Source organism: Bradyrhizobium sp. SZCCHNR3119 (assembly GCF_032487775.1).
Classification (GTDB): domain Bacteria; phylum Pseudomonadota; class Alphaproteobacteria; order Rhizobiales; family Xanthobacteraceae; genus Bradyrhizobium.
On sequence record NZ_JAUEUV010000001.1, the window covers coordinates 3,117,862 to 3,143,038 of the forward strand.

General features: G+C 64.1%; 21 protein-coding genes. 7 read left to right on the top strand and 14 right to left on the bottom strand.

The window, feature by feature from the left end:
* Positions 1–67 precede the first annotated feature (67 nt).
* The 3 genes from QX034_RS14505 to QX034_RS14515 form a co-directional block, all read right to left on the bottom strand.
* Complete coding sequence (locus QX034_RS14505) at positions 68–592, bottom strand: HPr kinase/phosphatase C-terminal domain-containing protein (protein WP_315701928.1); 525 nt, start codon at positions 590–592, stop codon at positions 68–70.
* Positions 589–2,397, bottom strand: a complete 1,809-nt coding sequence (locus QX034_RS14510) for a sensor histidine kinase (RefSeq protein WP_315701927.1) — start codon at positions 2,395–2,397, stop codon at positions 589–591. The genes QX034_RS14505 and QX034_RS14510 overlap by 4 nt, the downstream gene beginning before the upstream one ends.
* 114 nt (positions 2,398–2,511) lie before the next feature.
* On the bottom strand, positions 2,512–3,213 hold the full coding sequence (locus tag QX034_RS14515; protein ID WP_008966744.1) for a response regulator transcription factor: 702 nt from the start codon (positions 3,211–3,213) through the stop codon (positions 2,512–2,514).
* 214 nt (positions 3,214–3,427) lie between these two features.
* On the opposite strand from QX034_RS14515, the gene QX034_RS14520 reads away from it, so the two are divergent.
* Both QX034_RS14520 and QX034_RS14525 read left to right on the top strand, forming a co-directional pair.
* Complete coding sequence (locus QX034_RS14520) at positions 3,428–4,168, top strand: HugZ family protein (protein WP_315703116.1); 741 nt, start codon at positions 3,428–3,430, stop codon at positions 4,166–4,168.
* Positions 4,169–4,568: 400 nt separating this feature from the next.
* Complete coding sequence (locus tag QX034_RS14525; RefSeq protein ID WP_315701926.1) at positions 4,569–6,185, top strand: phosphoenolpyruvate carboxykinase; 1,617 nt, start codon at positions 4,569–4,571, stop codon at positions 6,183–6,185.
* Between the two features lie 145 nt (positions 6,186–6,330).
* Here QX034_RS14525 and QX034_RS14530 read toward each other — a convergent pair whose 3' ends face one another.
* Together QX034_RS14530 and QX034_RS14535 are read right to left on the bottom strand one after the other, a co-directional pair.
* On the bottom strand, positions 6,331–7,152 hold the full coding sequence (locus QX034_RS14530) for a thioesterase family protein (protein ID WP_315701925.1): 822 nt from the start codon (positions 7,150–7,152) through the stop codon (positions 6,331–6,333).
* A 98-nt stretch (positions 7,153–7,250) separates the two neighbouring features.
* Positions 7,251–9,764: a glycogen/starch/alpha-glucan phosphorylase gene (locus QX034_RS14535; RefSeq protein WP_315701924.1), complete on the bottom strand. Its 2,514-nt coding sequence runs from the start codon at positions 9,762–9,764 to the stop codon at positions 7,251–7,253.
* A 241-nt stretch (positions 9,765–10,005) separates the two neighbouring features.
* Here QX034_RS14535 and QX034_RS14540 point away from each other — a divergent pair, with 241 nt between their 5' ends.
* Together QX034_RS14540 and QX034_RS14545 are read left to right on the top strand one after the other, a co-directional pair.
* Positions 10,006–10,467 carry a GNAT family N-acetyltransferase gene (locus tag QX034_RS14540; RefSeq protein ID WP_315701923.1) on the top strand — a complete coding sequence of 154 codons (462 nt, stop codon included), beginning with the start codon at positions 10,006–10,008 and terminating at the stop codon, positions 10,465–10,467.
* A gap of 209 nt (positions 10,468–10,676) precedes the next feature.
* A complete protein-coding gene (locus QX034_RS14545; RefSeq protein WP_315701922.1) occupies positions 10,677–11,108 on the top strand; it encodes a hypothetical protein in 432 nt (143 codons plus the stop codon).
* 48 nt (positions 11,109–11,156) lie between these two features.
* Here QX034_RS14545 and QX034_RS14550 read toward each other — a convergent pair whose 3' ends face one another.
* Positions 11,157–11,906: a DUF2865 domain-containing protein gene (locus tag QX034_RS14550; protein ID WP_315703115.1), complete on the bottom strand. Its 750-nt coding sequence runs from the start codon at positions 11,904–11,906 to the stop codon at positions 11,157–11,159.
* 253 nt (positions 11,907–12,159) lie between these two features.
* Positions 12,160–12,723, bottom strand: a complete 564-nt coding sequence (pyrE, locus tag QX034_RS14555; protein ID WP_315742695.1) for an orotate phosphoribosyltransferase — start codon at positions 12,721–12,723, stop codon at positions 12,160–12,162.
* 192 nt (positions 12,724–12,915) lie between these two features.
* On the opposite strand from pyrE, the gene QX034_RS14560 reads away from it, so the two are divergent.
* Positions 12,916–13,542 carry a glutathione S-transferase family protein gene (locus tag QX034_RS14560; RefSeq protein WP_316195506.1) on the top strand — a complete coding sequence of 209 codons (627 nt, stop codon included), beginning with the start codon at positions 12,916–12,918 and terminating at the stop codon, positions 13,540–13,542.
* Positions 13,543–13,901: 359 nt separating this feature from the next.
* Here QX034_RS14560 and QX034_RS14565 read toward each other — a convergent pair whose 3' ends face one another.
* Positions 13,902–14,810: an amino acid ABC transporter substrate-binding protein gene (locus tag QX034_RS14565; RefSeq protein ID WP_315742700.1), complete on the bottom strand. Its 909-nt coding sequence runs from the start codon at positions 14,808–14,810 to the stop codon at positions 13,902–13,904.
* 167 nt (positions 14,811–14,977) lie between these two features.
* Positions 14,978–15,850: a LysR family transcriptional regulator gene (locus QX034_RS14570; RefSeq protein WP_315742702.1), complete on the bottom strand. Its 873-nt coding sequence runs from the start codon at positions 15,848–15,850 to the stop codon at positions 14,978–14,980.
* A gap of 196 nt (positions 15,851–16,046) precedes the next feature.
* Here QX034_RS14570 and QX034_RS14575 point away from each other — a divergent pair, with 196 nt between their 5' ends.
* The gene (locus tag QX034_RS14575; RefSeq protein WP_315742710.1) at positions 16,047–16,679 is read left to right on the top strand and encodes an RraA family protein; all 633 of its coding nucleotides are present in this window, start codon (positions 16,047–16,049) and stop codon (positions 16,677–16,679) included.
* Between the two features lie 82 nt (positions 16,680–16,761).
* Here QX034_RS14575 and QX034_RS14580 read toward each other — a convergent pair whose 3' ends face one another.
* The 4 genes from QX034_RS14580 to QX034_RS14595 all read right to left on the bottom strand — a co-directional run bounded on the left by QX034_RS14580 (position 16,762) and on the right by QX034_RS14595 (position 22,942).
* A complete protein-coding gene (locus QX034_RS14580; RefSeq protein WP_315728022.1) occupies positions 16,762–17,397 on the bottom strand; it encodes a LysE family translocator in 636 nt (211 codons plus the stop codon).
* A 969-nt stretch (positions 17,398–18,366) separates the two neighbouring features.
* The gene (locus tag QX034_RS14585) at positions 18,367–18,906 is read right to left on the bottom strand and encodes an NADPH-dependent FMN reductase (RefSeq protein ID WP_316190689.1); all 540 of its coding nucleotides are present in this window, start codon (positions 18,904–18,906) and stop codon (positions 18,367–18,369) included.
* A gap of 27 nt (positions 18,907–18,933) precedes the next feature.
* Entirely contained in the window at positions 18,934–22,017 is a 3,084-nt protein-coding gene (polA, locus tag QX034_RS14590; RefSeq protein ID WP_316190690.1) for a DNA polymerase I, read from the bottom strand.
* A 40-nt stretch (positions 22,018–22,057) separates the two neighbouring features.
* Positions 22,058–22,942 carry a LysR family transcriptional regulator gene (locus tag QX034_RS14595; protein WP_316195508.1) on the bottom strand — a complete coding sequence of 295 codons (885 nt, stop codon included), beginning with the start codon at positions 22,940–22,942 and terminating at the stop codon, positions 22,058–22,060.
* A gap of 100 nt (positions 22,943–23,042) precedes the next feature.
* Here QX034_RS14595 and QX034_RS14600 point away from each other — a divergent pair, with 100 nt between their 5' ends.
* Positions 23,043–24,011 carry a quinone oxidoreductase gene (locus QX034_RS14600; RefSeq protein WP_315765558.1) on the top strand — a complete coding sequence of 323 codons (969 nt, stop codon included), beginning with the start codon at positions 23,043–23,045 and terminating at the stop codon, positions 24,009–24,011.
* 16 nt (positions 24,012–24,027) lie between these two features.
* On the opposite strand, the gene QX034_RS14605 is transcribed toward QX034_RS14600, so the two are convergent.
* Positions 24,028–25,080, bottom strand: a complete 1,053-nt coding sequence (locus QX034_RS14605) for an acyltransferase family protein (protein ID WP_316195510.1) — start codon at positions 25,078–25,080, stop codon at positions 24,028–24,030.
* Positions 25,081–25,177 lie beyond the last annotated feature (97 nt).

The window sequence follows — 25,177 nt, forward strand, 5'->3', positions numbered from 1 at the left end:
CTGCGCAAGAGGGGATGTGTAGCAGTCTCCCGGAATCTGACTTGCGGAAGGGGAGGCAGTGCGCGGTCTATTCGGGCGCGATAGTGCCGATGATATGGTTACCAATTCCCTTCACACAATCGGCCGAAAGGTTACTGGAACATGAAGTTTGAGTAGTAGTCAGTTCGGCTACAACCAATGGGAGGGGTGAAAACCCGCGTCCCACCGGGATTCTCGGTAAAGAAGCACCATAGAGTTCGCACCGGAGGGATTCCGGCGCGGGCAACCGCGCCGCATCGTCTGCCATCAAATCGACAACGAGTCCGACCCTGGCCTCGGACACGAAGTCGCAGGCTCGGATTCCGAGGCCGCGAATCTCGATCAGGCCAGCCAAGGCCGGGGCCGGGCTGACCCATATTTCTTTGCCGGCTGTGGCGAGATGAACACGGTCGTCGCCCACGAGGATCGTGGGGGAAATCTGTCCCGCGCGGCCCGCCAGAATGAGCTCGAAGGCGAGGCGGGATTTGCCGGAACCGGAAGGCCCCCGGATCAGCACGGCACGGTCGCCGACTTTGACGGCGGAGGCGTGGACGCTGGCGCCCACCGCACTCATGGCGCGGGTAGCCGGACGATAAAGCGGGCGCCGGCGGCCGTAGGCATTCCATCGGCGTCCACCGGACCGGGGCGGTTCTCGGCCCAGATGCGTCCGCCATGGGCCTCGATGATCTGCTTGGAGATCGAGAGCCCGAGCCCCGAATTCTGGCCAAAGCCCTGGTGCGGCCGGTCGGTATAGAAGCGCTCGAAGATCCGCTGCAGGGCGTCCTCGCGAATGCCGGGGCCGTCATCGTCGACCACGATCTCGATCTCGGAGCGCACGCGGCGGCAGGTGATGCGGACCTTGCCTCCGGGAGCGGAGAAGGATTGCGCGTTCGACAACAGGTTCGAGATCACCTGGCCGAGCCGCGAATCGTGGCCGGGAACGGAGAAGGTGTCGTTGACGCCGCGCCCCTCGAACCGGACCTCGACGCCGACGTCATGGCCGAGCTTGGTCTCGTTGGCGACCGAGGTCAGCGTCGTCAGCAGCCGCCGCACGTCGACCAGGGTCATGTCCTGGCGCTGCAGCTCGGCGTCGAGCCGGCTGGCATCGGAAATGTCCGAAATCAGGCGGTCGAGCCGCTTCACGTCATGCTCGATCACTGCGAGCAGCCGGCTGCGGCTGTTGTCGTTGCGCGCCAGCGGCAGCGTTTCGACGGCCGAGCGCAATGAGGTCAAGGGATTCTTCAGTTCGTGCGCGACATCGGCGGCAAACATCTCGATCGCCTCGATGCGGTTATAGAGCGCTTCCGTCATGTCGCGCAGCGCGCCGGACAGATGACCGATCTCGTCGCGGCGACGGGTGAAGTCAGGAATCTCGACACGGGTCTTGATTCGGCGGCGGACGCGCTCGGCGCTGTCGGCAAGTCTCCGCACCGGCCCTGCGATCGTGCTGGCCAGCAGCAGCGAAAGCACGATCATGACGGCGGAGGCGACGCCGCCGACCTTCAAAATCGCAAGCCGTTCGGCCGTCACCATCTGGTCGATATCGTCGCCCTGCGTCGACAGCATCAAGGCGCCGTGGATCGTTCGCGAGCGTTGCACGGGAACGGCGACCGAGACGATCACCTCGCCCCGCACATTGACCCGCACCATGCTGCGCTTCTGGCCGCGCAGCGCATCGGCAACTTCCTCATAGGCGTTGCCGTTTTCGGGTCCATGTTCGCGATAGAGCGGCAGATCGCCGCGATTGAGCCAGGTGCGCACCGAGATCAGAGCGCGCTCGGCCAGTCCGGGCTTTTCCGAAGCCGGCGGCGGCAGATCGAAGCGCAGCACGTTTTCGAGATTGCGGCTGTCGAGCAGGATCCCGCCATTGGGATCGTAGATGCGCGCCCGCGTCTTGGTCGGTGAGATGAGCGTGCGCAGGACGGGAGCGACGCGCTCCGGATTGATGGGGAAGTCGAGTGGCGAATATTCATCGGGCGCGCCGTAGCTTTCGCCCGGCTTGAGGTCGAGCAGCCGTTCCGGATCGATGGTGATGGTGTTGGTCTGCACGGTCGCGGAGGCGGCGATCGCGCCCGCGATGATTTCGGCCTGCACGAGCAGGCTCTGCGCACGGGCATCGATCAGGCCGGCGCGGAACTGCGAGAGGTAAAGAATGCTCGCGACCAGCGCCAGCAGGCCCGCGATGTTCAGCGAGACGATCCGCCGGGTCAGGCTGGAGAACGAGAGCGCGAACAGGAATTGCCCGGCGCGTCGCAGCCAGCTCAGCGGCCGCTGCCAACCCGAGACGGCAGGCGTCTCTTCCGGGGCGTTGTCGATCACGACAGCCGCCGATGTGCCTTCCGCATTCAGGCCGTGGTCAGGATGCGTTCGATCGAGCAATGGGTGGTGCCCCGTTTTCGGCGTTGCTGCGCCCGGCAGTCCGCCTCGACGCAGTCTACCCCAATGAGGTCACGCCGTCAGCGCGCGAACCGCGCGCTGCGACCCGCAGCGGCCTCAGGTTTCCTTGAAGCGATAGCCGACACCGTAAAGGGTTTCGATCATCTCGAAATCCTCGTCGACCATCTTGAACTTCTTGCGCAGCCGCTTGATGTGGCTGTCGATCGTGCGGTCGTCAACATAGACCTGATCGTCATAAGCCGCATCCATCAGCGCGTTGCGGCTCTTGACGACGCCGGGACGCTGGGCCAGCGCCTGCAGGATCAGAAACTCCGTGACCGTCAAGGTCACCGGCTCGTTCTTCCAGGTGCAGGTGTGCCGCTCCGGGTCCATCCGCAACAGGCCGCGATCGAGCGCCTTGGCGTCATTCTCCTTCGGCAGCGCCGTCGGATCCTTCGGCTGCGAGCGCCGCAACACCGCCTTGACGCGCTCGACCAGGAGACGCTGCGAGAACGGTTTGCGGATGAAATCGTCGGCACCCATCTTGAGGCCGAACAATTCGTCGATCTCTTCGTCCTTGGAGGTCAGGAAGATCACCGGCAGATCGGATTTCTGCCGCAGCCGACGCAAGGTCTCCATGCCGTCCATGCGCGGCATCTTGATGTCGAGGATAGCGAGATCGGGCTGGCTGGTGCGGAAGCCGTCGAGGGCCGACGCCCCGTCGGTGTAGGTCATGATGCGATAGCCTTCGGCCTCGAGTGCGATCGAGACGGAGGTCAGGATGTTGCGGTCGTCATCGACCAAGGCGATTGTGGGCATGAGCCTGCTTTCACAGTCTGGTTAGCTGAAACGGCGAGCAATCCAGCTAGGCGCCGCATAAATGGCTTCGAACGTGGTCAACGAGCAATGCAAGCTGGGCTGAAGTGTGACCGAGTTCCACAAAACGCGTGACGAAGCGCGCGTCGCAGTCCGAAACAAGGCCCCTTTAGCCGAAAAAACACCCTCATTGCAACAGGATGGGCGAGAGATAACCATGCAACCGACTTCTGATTTTAATCCGTCCCACCTTGCCAAATCGCTACTGCGCCGGAGCCGGCAGGGGGCATTGGCGACGTTGATGCTCGACTCCGGCGATCCCTATTGCTCGCTCGTGAACGTCGCGAGCTCGCCTGATGGCTCGCCGATCCTCTTGATTTCAAGGCTCGCCGTGCACACCAAGAACGTCTTGGCCGATCCGCGGGTCTCGCTGATGCTGGACGAGCGCGCGCCGGGCGACCCGCTGGAGGGCGCGCGGATCATGCTGCTGGGTCGCGCGGAACAGGTCGGCGCCGAGCAACGTGATACCTTGCGAAGACGGTATCTGAATGCTCACCCGTCGGCAGAAAATTATGCCGATTTTGCTGATTTCTCGTTTTTTCTGATTCGCCCGTCGGGACTGCACCTGGTGGCCGGATTCGGGCGCATCCTTGATCTGAAGCCGGCGCAATTCCTGACCGACACGTCGGATGCTGCCGGTTTGCTCGAAGCAGAACAGGGCGCCGTCGACCACATGAACGCCGATCACCGCGAGGCGCTCGGCCTTTACGCCACTCGGCTGCTCGGAGCCGAACAGGCCGACTGGCGCTGCACGGGATGCGATCCCGAGGGCCTCGATCTCGCAGCTGATGGCAAGGTGCTGCGGCTGGATTTTCCGGAGCGCGTGACCTCGCCCGGCGAGTTGCGCAAGATGCTTGTGAGGCTGGCCGAGGAGGCGCGCGCAAAGCGGCTTGCTTGAACGCTGCCGTCGTTAGTCGCGACTTGAGCGTCCGCAGACGAGAACAATGTGCGGTCGGGATGGTCGCGACAGCCGCGCCGGCAAGGGTCGCGCGCTGTTGCGCGTCGCGCAAGCGATGGCGGCCGGGTCCAGCTCATTAGTATGATGATTACTGCGACGCAGCATCGGCTGTTCCGCATCGCGTCGCTTTGTCACTGCGCCTAACACTTGTTGATGTGCATCAGGCCGGCAGCGGTGCAATAAGCAATTGGCGCGGATCGTCTTGGCAAGCCCGGCGTTGGTCAGTATTAGGTCCAAGCCCGAGCCATGACAGGCAATGCGTAACGGTAACGGTCAACGCGCAACAAGCGCTTTCAATCGATCGCGCAGTATAGACGCGGACTCTCAGGAGGGGACTTTCGTGCAAGAGACGGGTATTCGCAACGGCGCCTTCGGTGCTGATAAGTTCGGCTTGAAGAATCTGAAGCAGGTGCATTGGAATCTCGGTGCGCCGCAGCTCTACCAATATTCGCTCGCGGCGGGCGAAGCGGTGCTGTCCGCGGATGGTGCCTTGTGCGCGGACACCGGCGAATTCACCGGGCGCAGCCCCAAGGACAAGTTCACGGTCCGCGATGCTTCCACCGACAAGAAGATGTGGTGGGCGGGCAATCAGTCGATCACTTCGGAGCAGTTCGAAACGCTCTATCAGGATTTCCTCAAGCACGCCGAAGGCAAGCGGCTGTTCGCGCAGGATCTCTATGGCGGCGCCGATCCGAGCTTTCGGATCAAGACGCGTGTCTTCACCGAGCTCGCCTGGCACTCGCTGTTCATCCGCACGCTCCTGATCCGCCCTGAACGGATCGAGCTCGACACCTTCGTGCCGGAGCTCACCATCATCGACATGCCGAGCTTCCGCGCGGACCCGAAACGTCACGGCGTGCGCTCGGAGAACGTCGTTGCGATCGATTTCGCCCGCAAGATCGTCCTGATCGGCGGGTCTTATTATGCGGGCGAGATGAAGAAGAGCGTGTTCACCACGCTGAACTATTATCTGCCGGAAAAGGGTGTGATGCCGATGCATTGCTCGGCCAATGTCGGGCCGAACGGCGACACTGCGGTCTTCTTCGGTCTCTCCGGTACCGGCAAGACCACGCTCTCGGCCGATCCGAACCGCACGCTGATCGGCGACGACGAGCACGGCTGGGGCGGCGACGGCGTGTTCAACTTTGAGGGCGGCTGCTATGCCAAGTGCATCAAGCTGTCCAAGGAGGCCGAGCCGCAGATCTACGCCGCAAGCAAGCGCTTCGGTGCGGTGCTCGAGAACGTCGTGCTCGATGAGGACAGCCGCGAGGTCGACTTCAACGACGGCTCCAAGACCGAGAACACGCGCTCTGCCTATCCGTTGGATTTCATTCCCAACGCCTCGCGCACCGGACGCGCGCCGCATCCGAAGAACGTGGTGATGCTGGCCGCCGATGCCTTCGGCGTGCTGCCGCCGATCGCCAAGCTTTCGCCGGCCCAGGCGATGTACCACTTCCTGTCCGGCTACACCGCCAAGGTCGCGGGCACCGAGCGCGGGCTCGGCAAAGAGCCGCAGCCGGAATTCTCGACCTGCTTCGGCTCGCCGTTCCTGCCGCTCGATCCGTCAGTCTACGGCAACATGCTGCGGCAGCTGATCGCCGAGCACAATGTCGACTGCTGGCTGGTCAACACCGGCTGGACCGGCGGCAAATATGGCGTCGGCAGCCGCATGCCGATCAAGGTGACGCGCGCGCTGCTGACGGCGGCGCTCGATGGTTCGCTGCGCAATGTCGAATTCCGCACCGACAGGTATTTCGGCTTTGCGGTGCCGACCGCGCTGCCGGGCGTGCCCAGCGAGATCCTCGATCCCGTCAACACCTGGAGGGACAAGGCCGAGTTCGATGAGACCGCGCGTGCGCTGGTCGGCATGTTCCAGAAGAACTTTGCCAAGTTCGAGGCCCAGGTCGACGCCGAGGTCCGCGCGGCGGCGCCGGATCTGAAGCTGGCAGCGGAGTAGTTCGTCGCCCTGTTCTGAAATACTGGATCGCCCGGTCAAGCCGGGCGATGACAGTTGTAGGGGCGGCGTCTTTCTCGACGCAAACGCGATGCGGTGTTTATGAGCTTCGCCGGGACGACGCCGAGCGCGCCGAGGCGTGGTGGCCTCACGCCTTGAAATAGGCGATCTGTGTCGTGGTCGCGAGCAGGCGTCCCGACGGCGACCACAATTCGCCGTGCTGGTCCTGATAGCTTCTGTTGAAGACCTTGGCGTCGGCGACCGCGAGCACATGGGTGATGTCTTCGGCCGCGAGGTCGTCGCGGCCGACATGGAAATAGGTCGTCAGCGATACCGTGCCGAACGGCACCAATTCGCCGCGCGCGTGGAAGACGCGGCCGAAGAACGCGTCCGACATCGACATGAGCGACAGCATGTCGAGCCTGCGCGGCTTGCGGTCGGAGATCCAGAGCTTGGAATAGGCGCTCTGCGGCTCTGCCTTGGCGCCGCCAGCGAGATCGGGCTGGCCCTCGACGAAGCGAAAATCATACTGCCGGGTCCACGACATTCCTGTATCGGCATGCCGCTTCACCTGATCGAAAGGCGGGGCGTCCGGCCTTTGCGCCGGCTGGTGCGACCAGGACGGGCGACGCTCGGCAAACACAGCGGTGGCGACGGTGGCCGGATCGGCATCGCCCTGGCTCAGTTCGACATACCAATGCTGCGAGGAGCGGTTGGCCTTGACCAGACGGACGTCGAGATCGAACGGGCCTTCCGCGATCGGCGCGCAATAATTCACCGTCAGCGCCAGCGGATCTCCCGCAGCGTGCGGATGCTCGATCAGCGCGCGCAAGACGGTGGCCGCGGTGACGCCGCCGAACGGGCCGACAAAGGCCCAGTAATCCGGGCAGGTCCTGCCCTGCCAGCGGCTATCACCGGCGGTGACGCGGGTGGCCTGGTCGAAGAGGTGGTCCATCATTGTGCCGGGCATGCGTTTCTCTCTGACGCTCATCGTATGATGAGCATCATGTCAAAGGCAATGACGTCCGACGTCATTGCCGGCATGCGCGCCGTGCTCTGTGTGAGCTGTCAGCCCCGCTGAGCCTGCGGCTCGATCGCCCCGATCGGCCCCACCGGCACGTTCCAGATATCGTCGGCATATTCGCGGATGGTGCGGTCGGAGGAGAACCACGCCATCCGTGCGACGTTGAGGATCGAGGCGCGCGTCCAGGCCGGCATCACCTGCCAGCGCGCGTCGATGCCGCGCTGCGCCTCGTAATAGGAATCGAAATCGGCTGAGACCATGTAGTGGTCGAGATGGCGCAGCGCGTGCGCGATCGGCTGGAACCGGGATAGGTCATCGGGCGAGAACTCACCTGATCCGATTGCATTGATCGCGCGCGCAAGCCGCGGCGAGCGCTGGATGATGTCGCTGGCATCGAGCCCCTGCTGCCGCCGTGCCACCACTTCCATCGCCTCCATGCCGAAGATCGCGATGTTCTCCGCGCCGACATTGTCGCGAATTTCGATATTGGCGCCGTCCAGCGTGCCGATGGTGATGGCGCCGTTCAGCGCGAGTTTCATGTTGCCGGTGCCGGAGGCCTCCATGCCGGCCGTCGAGATCTGCTCCGAGAGGTCGGCGGCGGGAATGATGGATTCCGCCAGGCTGACATTGTAGTCGGCGAGGAACACGATCTTGAGCCGGCCGCCGATGGCCGGATCGTTGTTGACGACCTCGGCAACGTCGTTGATCAGCTTGATGACGAGCTTGGCATAGCGATAGCTGGCCGCGGCCTTGCCGGCGAAGATCTTTACCCGCGGCACCCAGTCGCGCTGCGGCTCGTCCTTCATCGCCTGATAGAGCGCGATCGCCTCCAGAATGTTGAGCAGCTGGCGCTTGTATTCGTGGATGCGCTTGATCTGCACGTCGAACAGCGCGGCCGGATCGAGCCGGACGTTCATGCGCTCCCCGACCAGCCGCGCCAGCTGGATCTTGTTGTGATGCTTCACCGCGCGGAATTTCTGGTGGAAGCCGCTGTCGCTGACATAGTCCTCGAGCCCTGCGAGCAGCGTGGGATCATCGACGACGGCGTCGCCGCAGGATTCGCGGAGCAGATCGGTCAGCTTCGGATTGGCCAGCATCAACCACCGACGGAAGGTGATGCCGTTGGTCTTGTTGGTGATGCGGCCGGGATAGAGATGGTTGAGATCGTGGAACACGGTCTCCTTCATCAGGTCGGAGTGCATCGCCGAGACGCCGTTGATCCGGTGCGAGCCGACGAAGGCGAGCTGGCCCATGCGCACGCGGCGGCCGCTCTTCTCGTCGATCAGCGAGACTGAGGCGCGGTAATCGATATCGCCGGGCGCGCGCTCCTCTGCGAGCGCCAGATGTTGCGCATTGATGCGGTAGATGATTTCGAGATGCCGCGGCAACAGCCGTTCGAACAGCTCGACCGGCCAGGTTTCGAGCGCCTCCGGCAGCAGCGTGTGGTTGGTGTAGGACAGGGTGGCGACCGTGATCTTCCAGGCCTCGTCCCAGCGGAAATTGTGCAGATCGACCAGGATGCGCATCAGCTCGGCCACCGCGAGCGAGGGATGCGTATCGTTGAGTTGCACCGCGGCCTTCTGCGGCAGGCTGCGGAGGTGGCCGTCGGACGCGAGATGCCGCTTGACGAGATCCTGCAGCGAGGCGGACACGAAGAAATATTCCTGCCGCAGCCTGAGCTCGCGTCCCGCAGGACTCTCGTCGTTCGGATACAGGAACTTGCAGATCGCCTCGGCGCGCGCTTCCTCGGCGGAGGCGCCGAGATAATCGCCGGCGTTGAAGACGTCGAGTTTGAGCGGATCGGGCGAGCGCGCGGACCACAGCCTGAGCGCATTCACGTGATGGCCGCGCCAGCCGACGATCGGCGTGTCATAGGCCACCGCCTGGACCGTCTCGCCGGGATGCCAGATGGCGCGGTCGCGCCCCCCCTTCTCATCCACATGCTCGACACCGCCGCCGAAATGGACGTGGTAGACGATCTCCGGCCGCTGGAACTCCCAAGGGTTACCGAACGAGAGCCACACGTCCGGATATTCCTGCTGCCAGCCGTCGACGATGACTTGCCGGAACAGGCCGTAATCATAGCGGATGCCGTAGCCGATCGCCGGGATCTGCAGGGTCGACATGCTCTCCATGAAGCAGGCGGCGAGCCGGCCGAGGCCGCCATTGCCCAGCGCGGCATCCGGTTCGGATTTGCGAAGATCGGAGAGGCCGACGCCGAGATCGCCGAGCGCGGTCTCGAACACCTTCATCAGGCCCATATTGTTGAGCGCGTCGGTGAAGAGCCGGCCGATCAGGAACTCGAGGCTGAGATAATAGACCCGCTTGCGGCCGGCGTCGTAGCTCTCCTTGTCGGCGGTCAGCCAGCGGTGCACGATGCGGTCGCGCAATGTCAGCGCCGCGGCGTAGTACCAGTCGTGCTGGGTCGCCTGGCTCGCCTCCTTGCCGATCGCAAGGCGCAGCTTGGCCAGGATGTCGCTCTTGATCTCCGCCACCGCCAGTTCGTCGACGGGCTGGCCGGTGCTTACAAAGCTGCGCTGGGGCGGTTGGTTTGTCACCGTGGAACCTGTGATGCTGATGTCAGTCCAGTGAAGAGCATACGACGGATGCGCCGCCTTCGGAAACCCGGAGCGGTCCGGGGCAGTGGGAATGCTGACAAGTTATGCAAGGTTCAGGCCGAGTTCCTGCTGTTGCAACCGAGCGGAATCGATGATGTCGCGAACGTGCGACGCAATAGGTGGGCGCACTGACGACGCGGCGTGATCAAACTGCAGTGAGCGACGGTGGGGAGTGGAGCAGATGCCGGAAGCAAGGTTGGCGCGGCCAGATGACCTGGATGGCGTGATTGCGCTTTTCCAGGCGTCCGAGGTCAGCGCCGTTGTTGGCCCACGCGAGCGTGCGGCTCATGTGTGGGAACGGATCCTGTCGCGCGAAGGTGTGGCGGTTTTCGTTTCGGAGATCGATGGAGCGGTCGTCGCAACCTGCATGCTGATCACCGTGCCCAATCTCTTGCGCTCCGGCCGCCAGCACGGGTTTCTCGAAAATGTCGTAACGCATCCCGAGCATCGCGGCCGTGGTCACGGCCACGCCGTGGTTGCTGCGGCTCTGGACGAAGCGTGGCGGCAGGACTGCCATCATGTGCTGCTGCAAAGCGGCCGAACCGACCCGCGCGTGCGCCGCTTCTACGAGAGCTGCGGCTTCAGGTCAGATGTGCGGACGGCCTACGTGGCGCAGCGCTCGCAGGACCTCTGCCATCCGTGAAGTCGCGCTGCAAACTCATAAGCGCGGCCAGCTGGGCAACAGGCCCGATAGCTCGTTTCCTGCGCTTGGCTTTCGCCAGGACGACGATAAATCAGCTCTTCACAAGTGCGCAAGAACAAATTAAGAACATCTGTGATAGGAGCTGTAGACGCTTTGATTCGGTGCCCCCGGCGCCATCACACCTCATCCGCGCATCCAGCGAGGACACCATGTCCAGTATCGCCTTCGATCCCCTGGCTCTCACCCGCATTGCCGATTTCGCCCGGACCTTGTCGCGGCTGCACCGGACGGCGCGTCGCCGCCCGGTCGATGACGACCAGATCGACCGCGAGTTCAATGCAGTCTGCCTGTCGATCTGGGGCTATACGACCGACGACATTTCCGACGATCTGTTCTCCGCCACCGATCACACCTTCCTCGATGGGCTGGACGAGGCGCGGGCGCGCATCTTTGCCGCCGAGCAGGGTTATGACCTCGTCGATGACGACGGCATGCTGACCGACTGGTGGGGATTTTGCTGGATGATCCTGGCCGAGAAGCGCGGCCTGTTGACGCCGGAGAACCGCGCCGCGGCGCGGGTTGCGATCGAGGAGAAATATCTCACCGCGCCGAACGTGATCGGCGTGATCGTGGGGCGGTGAGCCGGCAAGTCCTTGCGCGGCATTGCGCCCTGCGCGAGCGCTGACCGATCAGTCCATTTCCGCGCGCTTGTCGCGGCCGGGCACGGCTTTCGGCGCGATACTCAAAGGCGGCGCCACGCTGGCGGTGATATCGGCAGATGCCGGGTCGGTCGCTGCTATGTCAGCACGCACCGGCGCGACCTTCAGCTCGGTCAGGCGGGCGCGGACCTCGTTCGTCAATCCCGGATAGGATGCCACCGGCGTGAAGTCGGCAGCTTGTGCCGTGCCGCCGCGCGGTCCGGTATAGGCAACCAATCCCTCGGTGGTGGCGACGACATCGCCCGGACGCAGCGAATTGTCGAGCGCCAGATCGACCGGCGCGAGGCCGGCGGGATCGCGGCCGTTGCAGGTGCAGTCCGCGCGGAGCGCCTTGCGATAAGCGAAGGCATTCTCGCTGTCCGCATAGCGCTCGCCGTTCGCCGCCGCGGCGTAATCGATGCTGGAGCCGAAATAGACCTTGGTTGCACTGGCTGGGCAGAAGGCCTGGCACATCTGCGCCGGCGAGGCGAGGCCGCGCATCAGCGGAAAATAGCGTCCATCGCAGGTCCGCACGCAGAAGGCGGGTCCCGAGCCGGAGGCCGCCGTGCGCGGCTGCGGCTGGGCTTGCGGATTGTTGCCGAAGGGGTCGAAGCCATTTCCCTGTTGCTGTCGCTGCGGCTTGGTGAAACCGCCGAACAGGAAATCGAACAGGTTCTCGGCTGCTGCTCGCTGCGGCATCATGGCGATCGATCCGGCCAGCGCCAGCGCGACGATCGGCATGATGTGCCGCCGCCACGGGTGCAAAGACGAGAATTCGTTACGCAACGCCCACTCCCATCCGCAACAGCCACAATCCAGGCGCGCCGCTGCCCGAGATCATGAGACCTCAAACACGCCATCCTTGTGGCGCGGCCTGTCAGCTTTGCGGTAACCTTAACGGAGGATGGTAAATGAGCGGTATGCGTTGCTGCTCGCCCGGCGGATTTGAAGTCGTGATCGGCTCATCCGCGCACTCTTGGTCGGCATCGGACCACTAGGCCGAGAGGAACTCGCTGGCCTTGTACAGCGCGCGGAACGGCAGGCCGGCCTGTTCGAAGGTTTCCGCCGCGCCCTCCTCACGATCCACCATGGTGAACACCAGCGCCACGTCGGCGCCGGCCTCGCGCAGGGCTTCCACCGCCTTCATGGCCGAGCCGCCGGTGGTGGTGACGTCCTCAACCACGACGATGCGCTTGCCGGCCAGGGTCTCGTCCTTGGCGAGCCCCTCGATGGCGAGCCGCGCGCCATGCTCCTTCGGCTTCTTGCGCACGAAAAAGGCCGCGATCGGATGGCCCTTGATCCAGGAGATCTGCGCGATGGCGCCGGCGAGGGGCACCGCGCCCATCTCGAGCCCGCCGATATAGTCGAAGTGCTCGTCCTTCAGCGCCTCATAGGTGAGCTCGGCAAGCAGCGTGGCTCCCTCCGGGTCCATCATGGTCGGCTTCAGGTTGAAATAGAAATCGCTCTTGCGGCCCGAGGCCAGCGTGACTTCGCCACGGCCGAACGAGCGCCTGCGAATGATCTCGAAGAGGCGGGCGCGGGAGGCGGATTTGGACACGGTCATCGATCCCCGTTTGGCTTGGCAGGGGTTGGCAATTATCAGCGGCCCGGCGCTCATGCCACCGGACGAGCCAGCCCGTCAACAGCGGCGAGGCGGCGCCGGCCGGCTTCGCACAGGCGGTGGGGCGCTTTGGCCGCCGAGACCTCCGATGCTACAGACAGCGCCTGAACAAGAGCTGAAGAGGCGCGGATGACCATCGAGCTTTACACCTGGAACACGCCGAACGGCCGCAAGATCTCGGTCGCCCTGGAGGAGATGGGCCTGTCCTACAAGGTCGTTCCGGTCGACATCACCAAGGGTGAGCAGATGGCGCCCGCCTTCCTCGCCATCAGCCCGAACAACAAGATCCCGGCGATCGTCGATCCCGAGGGGCCCGAGGGCAAGCCGGTGTCGATCTTCGAATCCGGCGCGATCCTGCTCTATCTCGGCGAGAAGACCGGCAAGTTCCTGCCGAAATCGCTGGCGGACCGGATCCCGGTCTATGAATGGCTGATGTGGCAGATGGGCGGCTTCGGCCCGATGCCGGGCCAGGTGCACCATTTTATCGCGCTCGACAACGAGCAGGACCGCGCCTATGGGCTGAAGCGCTACATGGCCGAGACGCGCCGGCTCTATGGGGTGCTGGACCGCCGGCTGGCCGCGCATGAGTTCGTTGCGGGGGCGCTGTCGGTGGCCGATTTCGCCATTCTCGGCTGGGCCTGGCGCCATCCCCGCCACAAGGTCGACCTCACCGACTTTCCCAACGTCAAGCGCTGGTACGAGACGCTGATGGCCCGGCCGGCCGTGACGCGAGGGATGGAGGCGAAGCTGGATTGACGGGCGATTGGCGCGTCCTCCGCGGAGGCAGGCTCGACCGCCGCATCCGCGTGTGCTTGCTCCCTCTCCCGCTTGCGGGGCCGACGATCGCATTTGGATTCGGACGGCGGTGATCGTACTGGGGCCTCATGGTTCGAGACGGCGCTACGCGCCTCCTCACCATGAGGGTTTAGGATTTCACCGCAGAAAAGGCCCTCATCCTGAGGGACCGCCGAAGGCGGTCGTCTCGAAGGATGGCCGCGAAAAGACCGGCCGCCCCAGCTTCTTCCTTATATGCGATGGCCCTGCGCTTGCGGGGGAGGGCCAGAGAGGGGGCCGGACGACGAAGGCTTCGGTTTAGGACGAAGAATGTCCCGGCCTCAGTTCTGCACGTAGGTGTCCGGATCGGGGCTGCTGCTGGGCGTCTTGAATGCGGCTCGCAACGCGGCCGGCATCGGATAGTTGAAATTGATCCCGGTCGGCGGAACCGGCGATTCGAACCACTTCCTGTAGAGCGCTTCGATGTCCGAGCTCTGATAGATCTCGGCAGTGACACGGTCGGCAAGAGCCTTGAACGGCGCATCGTCCTTGCGGAACATGATGCCGTAAGGCTCCGGCTTCGAGAAGGAGTCGTTGCTGATCATGTACGCCGCCGGGTCCTTGGACCGCGCGATCGCGACCGCGAGCTGGACGTCGTCAAGCACATAGGCCTGCGCGCGGTCGGTCTCCAGCATGAGGAATGCCTCGGCCTGGTCCTTGGCCGGAACGATGTTGATGCCGAGCTTGCGCTCCAAATTGACCTTGTGCAGCTGTGCGATGTTGGTCGATCCGGCAATCGCGACGGCCGTCTTGCCTTTCAGGTCGTCAATCGTCTCGATCGACAGCGACTTCTTGGCTGCAAAGCGCGTGGCGCTGAGAAAGTGCGTGTTGGCAAACGCCACGAGCTTCTGGCGTTCGGCGTTGTTGGTGGTGGATGCGCACAGCAGGTCGATCGTGCCGTTCGTCATCAGCGGAATGCGGTTGGACGACGTCACCGGAACGGTTTCGATCGTGAGGTTGGGCAGCCCAAGCTCCTTCTTCACGGCGTCCGCGATCCGCGCGCAGATATCGAGCGCATAACCGACCGGCTTCTGGTTGCCGTCCAGGTAGCTGAACGGCACCGACGACTCCTGGAAACCGATCGAAATCTTGTTGCTCTCCTTGATCTTCTGCAGCGTGCCCGTCAGTTCCTCGGCGCTAACGGCGTTTGCGGCGAGCGCTGCCGTCAGCAAAAATCCCCATATGCGCATTGAAGCCTCTCCTCGCACCAATCCTACTCGCACGCCGCAGGTGCCGCACGTGCCCGATGACAGCCTCGCTTTGGCATGCAACGATGAAAAGGGATAAAAACGCTTCACGTCTCATTCCAAAAGGAGATCATTGGGCGCGGCAGGCTTCCGTCGGCGCAGGCACCGCGCTAGCCCTGGAGCTGGCGACCGAAGTCGCAGGTCCTGCGTGCCAGCTGGGCTACGGCGGCCGTGAAGGCCGAGGGCCTGTCGTTGCGATACATGGCCGCATAGGGCACTGCGGGCAGCGCCGGCTTAACGGGCACGATGGCGAGCTTTCTCTCCTCGAAGAGGGGACGGAAACAGCGTTGCGGTAGATAGCTGATGCCGAGGCCGGCCACGGCGAGTCCGACCAGGGCAGTCAGATTGTCGACTGAAATCGCGCGCTTGAAGGAGACGCCGTTCGCTGTGAGCCATTTGTTGAAGAAGAGGCCGGAGCCTGAGCGGCGGCCCTGCATCAGGATCGTATGGTCGCCGAGCTCGTTGAATCCGAGAGCCCGACGCGATTGGACCAGGCCGGGGCGCGCCGTCCAGACGTTCTGGACTTCGGCCAGCCTGACCGATGTCACCTCCGGATCCGAAAACACATCCGGGATCACGATAAGGTCGATGCTGCCTTCGATGAGCCGATCGTACAGGCTGCGGCTGGTGTCCACCTCGGGCTCGATCATCACGGCCGGATGAGCTTCGCGAATAGCCGATACGAGACGCGGCAGCCATGTCAGCGCCGACAGTTCTGTTGCGCCGAGGCGGAGACGGTGGGCCGGTGCCTGCCGTCCGTCCTTCAGCTCCAGGATCTGATCCTGCAACGCCAGCATCTGCCGGCCCAGGGCAAGGATCTGCTCGCCCCTCTCAGTCAGGCGAGCGCCGCGCTGGCTGCGGTCGAACAGCGGAACGCGTGCGGAGGCCTCGAGCTCCTGGATGCGCTTCGAGATGGCCGATTGCGTCGTGTTGAGCTTTGCGGCCGCGCGCTCGAACGTGCCGAGTTCCGCGATCCAGTTCAAGGCCTCAAGCTGTTTTAGAGTGACCATGCGACATGCGAAAAAGAGATGGGTTAATATCTCTATTTATCTGTTTTTCGAATTCATGGCGAGTCCTACACAGTCGAACCATGCCATTCAAAGGAGCGACATCTTCATATGCGGTGTCGCGATGGTGCGGGAGAGCCCCATGGACGGTGCGAGAGAGCGATCAGCGAGGATGGAACACGGCGAACTGCAAGCTGGTGCGCCGATCGATCCCGCAATCATAGCCGCATTCAAGACTGTCGCCACGGCCGTGATTAGCGACAATCTGCAGCGGTTGCCCGGTGCGACGAACTTGCGGCCGTTCTATGCGGGCTCGCCCATGGCCGGGGTTGCGCTGACCGTGAACACGGCGCCGGGAGACAACCTCTTCATTCATCGGGCGCTCGATCTCGTAAAGCCCGGCGATGTCATCGTCGTCAATGGCGGGGGCGACGAGACGCGCGCATTGGTCGGCGAGATCATCGCTGCCATCGCCAGGCAACGTGGCGCGGCCGGAATCATCGTCGATGGCGCCGTCAGGGATTCCAGCGTGCTCATGAACTCCGACTTCCCAGTGTTCGCACGTGCAGTCAATCACCGCGGCCCTTACAAGAATGGTCCTGGCGCGATCAACGTGCCGGTGTCGATTGGCGGCATGATCGTCGCGCCCGGAGACGTGGTGGTCGCGGACGCCGACGGTGTCGTTGCTTTCGCGCCGGCGATCGCCTCTGAGCTGCTGGAGGCCGTGCGCGGCCAGGAGCAGCGCGAAGCGGAGATCATGGCCAGCATCCGCGCGGGGCGCTATCGCGGCGCCTATGCCGAATAGCGGATGAGTGCAATCGGGCGGCGAATGGACGCCGGGGCACTTGTCCGCCTTGTGGTCATTCCGGTCGGCGGGGTGGGAGTACTCACCCCCGCCGCGCCTCGACCGCGATCCGCACCGCCATCCCCGCCAGCACCGTGCCCATCAGATAGCGCTGCACGAGCGCCCAGCTCGGTCGCGTCGCGAGAAACAGCGCGATGGTGCCGGCCGCCATCGCAATGAGGGCGTTTACGCTGACGCTGATCGCGATCTGGATCGCGCCCAGCGCCACCGACTGCGTCAGCAGGCTGCCTGCCGCGGGGTCGATGAACTGCGGCAGTAGCGCCAGATACAGCATTGCGATCTTCGGGTTCAAAAGATTGGTGACGAAGCCCATCACGAACAGCTTGCGCGGGCTGTCGACCGCGAGCTTCTTTACCTGAAACGGCGAGCGTCCGCCCGGCTTCACCGCCTGCCAGGCGAGGTAGAGCAGATAGGCGGCACCGGCGAGCCGCAGTGCGTCATAAGCGAAGGGTACCGCAAGCAGAAGGGCGGTGATGCCGAACGCCGCCGACAACATGTAGACCACGAAGCCGAGCGCGACGCCGCCGAGCGAGATGATTCCGGCCGTGCGTCCCTGCGTGATCGAGCGCGAGACCAGGTAGAGCATGTTCGGCCCGGGTGTCAGCACCATTCCGAACGAGACGAGGGCGAAAGCGAGCAGAGACGAGGTGTGCGGCATCGGTAGCTCGAAGAGAAGGGCTGATGCCGGTTTCTATCTGGTCTCCTCGCGCGAGGTCATTGTCTAAATTGCTCTGAGTGCAATTGAGCAAGCCGCGGCCGAATACTGGATCGCGTCGGTGATATGTTGGCGACGAGACGCATGCGTCCCATGCGCGAATTGCCCGTCGGGTTACTTTGTCGCAGGCCGATGACGTTGCGCCGTCGGGCAAATCAGGCAGAGATTCTCGCATGTCCCGCCGCTGCATGAGGGGCGTTTCGCGAACGTCACGGACCGTTGGCAGTGGGATGCGATGGGTGTGTCTTGCTGCAGCATGGTTCCATCATGCGGACGAACAGCGAGGCATGCACGGTCAAGTCGCGTCGTCCTGATACCCCGATGCTGGTATCAAGCGGGTGATGATGCCTGAGCGCGTCACGCTCGTGATGGTGGCCAACAAGCCCGGCGCACCAGGGAGAACGCGAAGCAGCTGTTAAAACCATCGCGCAGGGAAGGCCGGGTCGTCTCGGCTGAGCCTGTGGTACCTGCCGCCTGCATTTTTTTGTTGCAGGCGGGCCGCGGGCGCCAGCCGGCGCCCGGCCTTCCCTGCGCCCTCATCGAGTTCAGAGGGCGGTTCGCTAGCAGAGCTCGGGCCGATCGTGCCGCGAGATCGCGATCGCATGTCCTCGCGCTGTTTGAGATGTGAATCGAAAATGCCGCGAGCCCTCCGTGCGCGGCGCGAGGTAGCAATCGAACCACGCGCAGTGGGCACGCCGACGCTTTGCCCATCTATGTGCTGGTCATGGGTGCCGTCATTGCGAGGAGCGAAGCGACGAAGCAATCTAGACCGTTTTCCGGGCTCTGGATTGCTTCCGCCGTGGCCCTTCGGGTTATCGCGGACAAGTCGCTTCGCTCACAATGACGACATATATCGATGCCGCTTCATCGCAACTATTCGCCGCGCGCGCATCGAAATGGAGCGGCCCGACCTCATGCGTCGGCCTGGTATCGGGAGATCGCGGCGGCGAAGCGGGCGATCGCATCCCGGAGCGGGTCGGCGAGCGCGTTGTCGGCAAGGATGGAGGCTGCATCGTTCGCCGTCCCTAGCAAAGGCAAGGTAATCGATTCGTCCTTGACCAGCCGGGCCGACATCGTCTCGAGCGTCAGCGTCAGCGCGGCCAGCGCATGGATCGCACGCGGGGATGTATTGATCAGCGCCACCGGCTTGTCCGGAAACTCGAAGCTGCCGACCAGCCAGTCCAGCGCGTTCTTCAGCACGCCGGCGACACCGCGCGCATATTCCGGACTGGAAATCACGATCCCATCAGCTTCCCCGATCTCGGTCCGAAACGCCGCGACCGGCGCGGGAAGCAGGTCGCCGTCGAGATCGGGGTTGAAGAACGGCAGTCTGGCGATGCCGTCGAACAGCACGATGTCGACGCCTCTGGGTGCAAGACGTGCCGCGGCGCGCAGCACCGCGGTGTTGCTCGAGGCCGCACGCAAGCTGCCGGAGATCGCGAGTATCCTCATAAGATCATCCGATCGAAGCGCGTCAGCTCAATGCGCCTCGTCCCAATTGTCGGCGGCGCGAGCGTCGACGTGGAGCGGCACCGACAGCAGCACGGCCGGGAACGGCGCGTCCTGCATCACGTGCTGAACCACCGGAAGCGTCGCCTCGACCTCCTCATTCGGCACCTCGAAGATCAGTTCGTCATGCACCTGCAGCAGCATCTGCGCCGAGAGCTTCTTCTGCGCCAGCGCCTCTTCCACCCGCGTCATGGCGCGGCGGATGATGTCGGCCGCCGTACCCTGGAGCCGTGCGTTGATCGCCGCGCGCTCGTTGAAGGCGCGCACCGAGGCGTTGGAGGCCTTGATCTCCGGGTAGTGGCACTTGCGGCCGAACAGTGTGGTGACATAGCCGTTCTTGCGGCAGAATTCCTTGGTCGCATCCATGTAGTCGCGGATGCCGGGGAAGCGCTCGAAGTAGCGCTTGATGTAGGCCGAGGCTTCCTCGCGCGCGATGCCGAGCTGGTTGGCGAGACCGAATGCCGAGATGCCGTAGATGATGCCGAAATTGATCGCCTTGGCGCGCCGCCGCACCTCGCTCGGCATGTCCTTGATCGGCACGCCGAACATCTCGGAGGCCGTCATGGCGTGAATATCGAGCCCGTCCTTGAACGCCTGTTTCAGCACTGGAATGTCGGCGATCTCGGCGAGCAGCCTGAGCTCGATCTGTGAGTAGTCGGCCGACACCAGCTTGTGGCCGGGCGTCGCGATGAAGGCGCGGCGGATCTTGCGACCGTCCTCGGTGCGCACCGGAATGTTCTGCAGGTTCGGCTCGTTGGACGACAGCCGGCCCGTGGTGGTCGCGGCCAGCGCGTAGGTGGTGTGCACGCGATGGGTCTGCGGGTGGACGTAAGTCGGCAGCGCGTCGGTGTAGGTCGATTTCAGCTTGGAGACCTGGCGCCATTCCAGGATCTTCTTGGCGAAATCGTTGCCCTGTTCGGCCAGATCGTCGAGGATCGACGCGGAGGTCGACCAGGCGCCGGTCTTGGTCTTGGTGCCGCCGGGGATGCCCATCTTGCCGAACAGGATGTCGCCGATCTGCTTGGGGCTGCCGACATTGATCGGCTCGCCGGCCAACTCCTGCAGCTCGGCCTCGACCCTTGCGGCAGTCTGGGCGAAATCGCCCGAGAGCCGCGACAGCACCTGGCGATCGATCGAAATGCCGCGGCGCTCCATGCGGGCCAGCACCGAGACCAGCGGCCGCTCCAGGGTCTCATAGACGGCGGTCATGCGTTCGGCCACCAGGCGGGGCTTGAGCACACGCCACACCCTCAAGATCACGTCGGCATCCTCAGCCGAATAGGCGGTGGCGCGGTCGATCGGCACCTGCTCGAAGCTGAGCTTGTTCTTGCCGCTGCCGATCAATTCGCCATGGCTGATGATGGCATGGCCGAGGATGTGTTCAGAAAGCGAGTCGAGCTTGTGCGAGCCGCGCCCGGCATCGAGCGCGTAGGACATCAGCTGCACGTCGTCATAATTTCTCAAGGTGATGCCGGCCTGCGCCAGCATCACCGCGGCGAACTTGATGTTGAAGCCGACCTTGAGAAGGCCCGGGGATTCCAGGATCGGCTTCAGCGCGTCCAGGGCGTCGCGCTCCTTGATCTGGTCCGGCGCGAGGCCGGCATCGAACAGTCCGCCGCCGTCGCCGGGCTGGCGATGCGCGAGCGGGATGTAGCAGGCGTCGTTGACGGAGCGGGCGAGCGCGATGCCGCAGAACTCTGCCTGCATCGGATCGATCGAGCTGGCCTTGGCTTCAACGGCGACATGACCGACATCATGGATGCGTGCGAGCCAGGCGTCGAGCTCATCGCGGCTGCGGATGGTCTGGTATGTCGCCCGGTCGATCCGCGCCGCCTTCGCGGCCTCCGCACGTGCGGCGACCAGCGCGACCGGCGTGCCCTTGCTGCTGGCGCTCTTGTCGGTGCGGGGATCGCCCCGCTTGCTCTGAGGGCTCCCTCCTCCCTTGAGGGCTGGGGAGGGGGATAAACCCGAGGCACCATTTGCGTGCGACGCCCCTGCCTGCTCCTCCCCCACAAGGGGGGAGGGAACGGAAGCAGCAGTGGTCCCGCCGCTCTTCAAATGCTCGTCCGCGGCAACATCCGCCGGATCGATCTGGGAATAGTCCGCGACCCGGCGCGTGAGCGTGGAGAACTCCATCGCCTTCAGGAACGAGACCAGCTTGCGCGGATCGGGTTCGTGCACCGCGAGCTCGTCAAGCGGCACCTCGAGCTGGACGTGATCGTCGAGCAACACGAGCTGGCGTGAAATCCGCGCTTTCTCGGCATTCTCGATCAGCGCCTCGCGCCGCTTCGGTTGCTTGATCTCGCCGGCGCGCGTCAGCAGTCCTTCCAGGTCGCCATATTCGGTGATCAGCTGTGCGGCGGTCTTGACGCCGATACCGGGCACGCCCGGCACGTTGTCGGTGGAATCGCCGGCCAGCGCCTGCACCTCCACCACCTTCTCCGGAGGCACGCCGAACTTCTCGATCACCTCGGCAATGCCGATGCGGCGGTCCTTCATGGTGTCGTACATCGTCACGCAGTCGGTGACGAGCTGCATCAGGTCCTTGTCGGAGGAGACGATGGTGGTGGTCGCGCCGCGCTCGCAGGCGATGCGGGCATAGGTCGCGATCAGGTCGTCGGCTTCGAAGCCGCTTTGCTCCAGGCAGGGCAGGTCGAAGGCGCGCACCGCCTCGCGGATCAGCGCGAATTGCGGGATCAGGTCGTCGGGCGCGGGCGGCCGGTGGGCCTTGTACTCGGGATAGATATGGTTGCGGAAGGTGACCTCCGACTTGTCGAAGATGATGGCGAGGTGGGTTGGCCGGTTGTCCTCGGGCATGTCGCGGAGCAGCTTCCACAGCATATTGCAGAAGCCGAGCACGGCGTTGACCTGCAGTCCGTCGGACTTGCGGTTGAGCGGCGGCAGCGCGTGGTAGGCGCGGAAGATGTAGGACGAGCCGTCGACCAGGAACACATGGTCGCCCTTTTGGGCGCCTCTGGCAGCCGCCGCCGGCTTGGCGGTCGGCGCAGGGGTATCGGGCGTGGTGGCGTCGGCTTTCTGGGGGGCTTTGGGCATGCGGCCAATTTAGGAATTTTTCGTCCCGATTGACAGCCATTCAAAGCGGCGTGCGCACCGGATTTTTCTCCGGCCGTCCCGGCTTCACGCAGTTCACCAGGAACTGCATGACCGCCCGGACCAGCGGCGCGCGGCTGAGGTCGCGGTGGACCACGAGCCAGATCTCGCGGCTGACCTCGCTGCGCCCGGAATCATAACGCACCAGTTGCGGATCGGGATCGCCGAGAAAATGCGGCAGCGCCGCCAAGCCGATGCCGGCGCGTGCGGCGGCCGCCTGGTTCTCCAGATCGCTGGTCAAGAGGACGATCGCGCGCTGGCCGGCAATCGATTTCAGCCATTGCTGCTGCGGCGCCTCGTCCATGCTGGCGTCATAGGCGATGAAGCTGAGTGCCGATGGCGGCGTTTCGCGCAAATAGCCCGGCGCGCCATAGAGGCTGAAGCCGAACGATCCGATCCGGCGCGCGACTAAAGCTGCGTCCGCCGGACGCGACAGCCTCAAGGCCACGTCAGCCTCGCGGCGGTTCAGCGATGCGGTCCGCTTCTCGCCGATCAGCTTGATCGTGATGCCCGGATGTTGGCGTCGCAGGTCGATCAGCTTTGGCGCGATCATCGCGTTGGCGAGCGAGGGCGGCGCGCTGATCGAGACCTCGCCCACAAGCCCCGGACGCGTCGCCTTGATGGCGCGTTCGACCGCATAGGCTGCATCCTCCATCGGCGCTGCCGCGGTGGCAAGGCGGCGGCCATCCTCGGTCAGCACGTAGAGCCGGGCGCGCCGGTCGACCAGCTTCAGCCGAGTCGCCCGTTCCAGCGCCGCAATGCGGCGGGCCACCGTAACGTGATCGACGCCGAGCGCGCGGGCGGCCGCCGAGAGCGTGCCTTCGCGGGCCAAGGTTATGAAATGGCGCAGATCGGTCCAGTCCAGCATGTGCAAAATCGAACATTAGGGGCGCAAGCTTGGACAGTTTCGCATATCGCCAGCAGCGTTCACAGTAGTCTCGTCAAACACAAACAGATGTGAGGTCGACATGGCCACTGTGGTTCGCGTGAAGGCGCCCGGAGGCGCCGAGAATTTGGAACTCGCTGGGGTCGAGCTGGCCGCGCCCGCGCCTGATGAGATCCGGCTGCGGCAGACCGCTATTGGCGTCAACTTCATCGACATTTATCAGCGCAGCGGGCTTTATCCGCTGCCAGGCAAGATTCCGGGCGTGGAGGCAGTGGGGATCGTGACTGCGGCGGGTGCCGACGTGACCGACGTCGCGGTCGGCGACCGCATCGCCTATGCGGGCGCGCCGGTGGGAGCCTATGCGTCGGAGCGTAATCTGCCGGCTTGGCGCGCGATCAAGCTTCAGCCGGCGCTGTCGGACGAAAGCGTGGCGTCCGTGTTCGTCAAGGGCATCACGGCGTTCATGCTGCTCAACCGCGTCTATCCCGTGCAGGCCGGGAGCAAGGTGCTGGTGCATAGCGCGGCAGGGGGCCTCGGCCAGATCCTGACCCGGTGGGCCAGCCGACGTGGTGCAAGCGTGATCGGTACTGTTGGATCGGATGCCAAGGCGGAGCTGGCCCGCGCCGCCGGCGCGCACCACGTCATTGTCGGTCGCGACGCCGATTTCGCCCAGGCCGTCGCTCGACTGACGGACAGCCGCGGTGTCGACGTGGCGTATGATGGCGTCGGCGGGACCACGCTGGCGAAGACGCTCGACTGTGTGCGGCCGTTCGGTGTCGTTGCCAGCATAGGACAGTCGGCCGGGCCGATCCCGAAGCTCTATGTCGAGGAGATAGGGCCACGGCGCAGCCTGAGCTTGGCGCGGCCGAGCGTGATGGCTTTCATGAATGAGCGGGAGGACTACCAGCGCGCCGCTGCCGCCGTGCTAACTGCACTTGCCAAGCGTGAATTGGTCGGCGTGGGCACGGTCTACGCGTTAGCCGACGCCGCGCAAGCCCATCGTGATCTCGAGAACGGGCGCAGCCGCGGTGCGCTGTACCTCGTTCCCTAAGCTCAGCCGGTGCGCTCTACTGAGCCGCCTGCAGCGCCGGGCGCGGCCTCCTCGGCGCGATCCAGAATGGATCGGGCCGCTCGAACAGGAAATCCGCGTTCAGCCGCAAGGCCAAGCGCCAGATCACCAGTGCCCCGACCACGCCGGCAACGGTGACCAGCAGCGACACCGTGCCGATGTCGGCAATGAGGCCGGTCTTGAGCAGCGCGCTGCGTGTCGCCGCCATCGGCAGGAAGAAGGCGAGATAGATCACGATCGAATGTTCGCCGCAGAAGCGCAAGCCGTTGAGGAGTTGGGCACGCGCCAGCAGGGTGCCGCAAACGATGATGGCACAGGCGCCAGCAAATCCGAGCCCCAGTGAGATCAACGGCCATTCGCTGGCACTGACTGCAACCAGCGTCGCATCGATCGCGGCCCAGCCGATCAATCCCGCGATCGCCAGAGCGGGGCGTGCCCGTGCGCGCTCCGACAGGGCAAACATCTGGTCGGCGAACAGATAGCCGGAATAGATGTAGACGAACCGGGCACAGAACTCGTCGATCACGGTCCAGCCCGTGGCGATCTGCGCCATCTCCAAGCCTGCGGCGATCCCCCAGAGGAACGAGGGGGGCATACGGCGCGTCAGCTTGATGACGACGAAAAAGATCGGCAGCAGGTAGATGAACCATAGCGTGCCGAATGGCTCGATGAAGGATTCCAGATACAAATAGCCGGCGTGAGTCCAGCTGGTCTCGGCGGCAAAGCCAGGGGCCTTGAAGCCGAACTGGATCGTGACCCAGAGGACGTAGAAATAAGCGAAGTGCACGACCTTGCGGTCGAGATAGGTGCGCCAGTCGCGGTCGATGACGAGGGGCAGGAACAGCCCTGAGATCAGGAAGAAATCCGGCATCCGGAATGGTTTTGCAAAGGCGACCACGAGGTGCATGAAGCCGGTATCGCCGGCAGCCAGCTCAACACCCAGCACCGAATGCATCATCACCACCATGACGATGCAGATGCCCTTGGCGTAATCGACCCAGTCGATCCGCGTCCCGGTTCCCGCGGCTGCCGATGTGCCGTTTGCGGTCATGCTGTTCCTCTTTGACGCGGAGCCGGCGCATCTTTGGTTAGAGCTGTTGCAAAGTCCTTATTGTCATCCAAATGTCATGCCGTTTTCTAAATTCCCC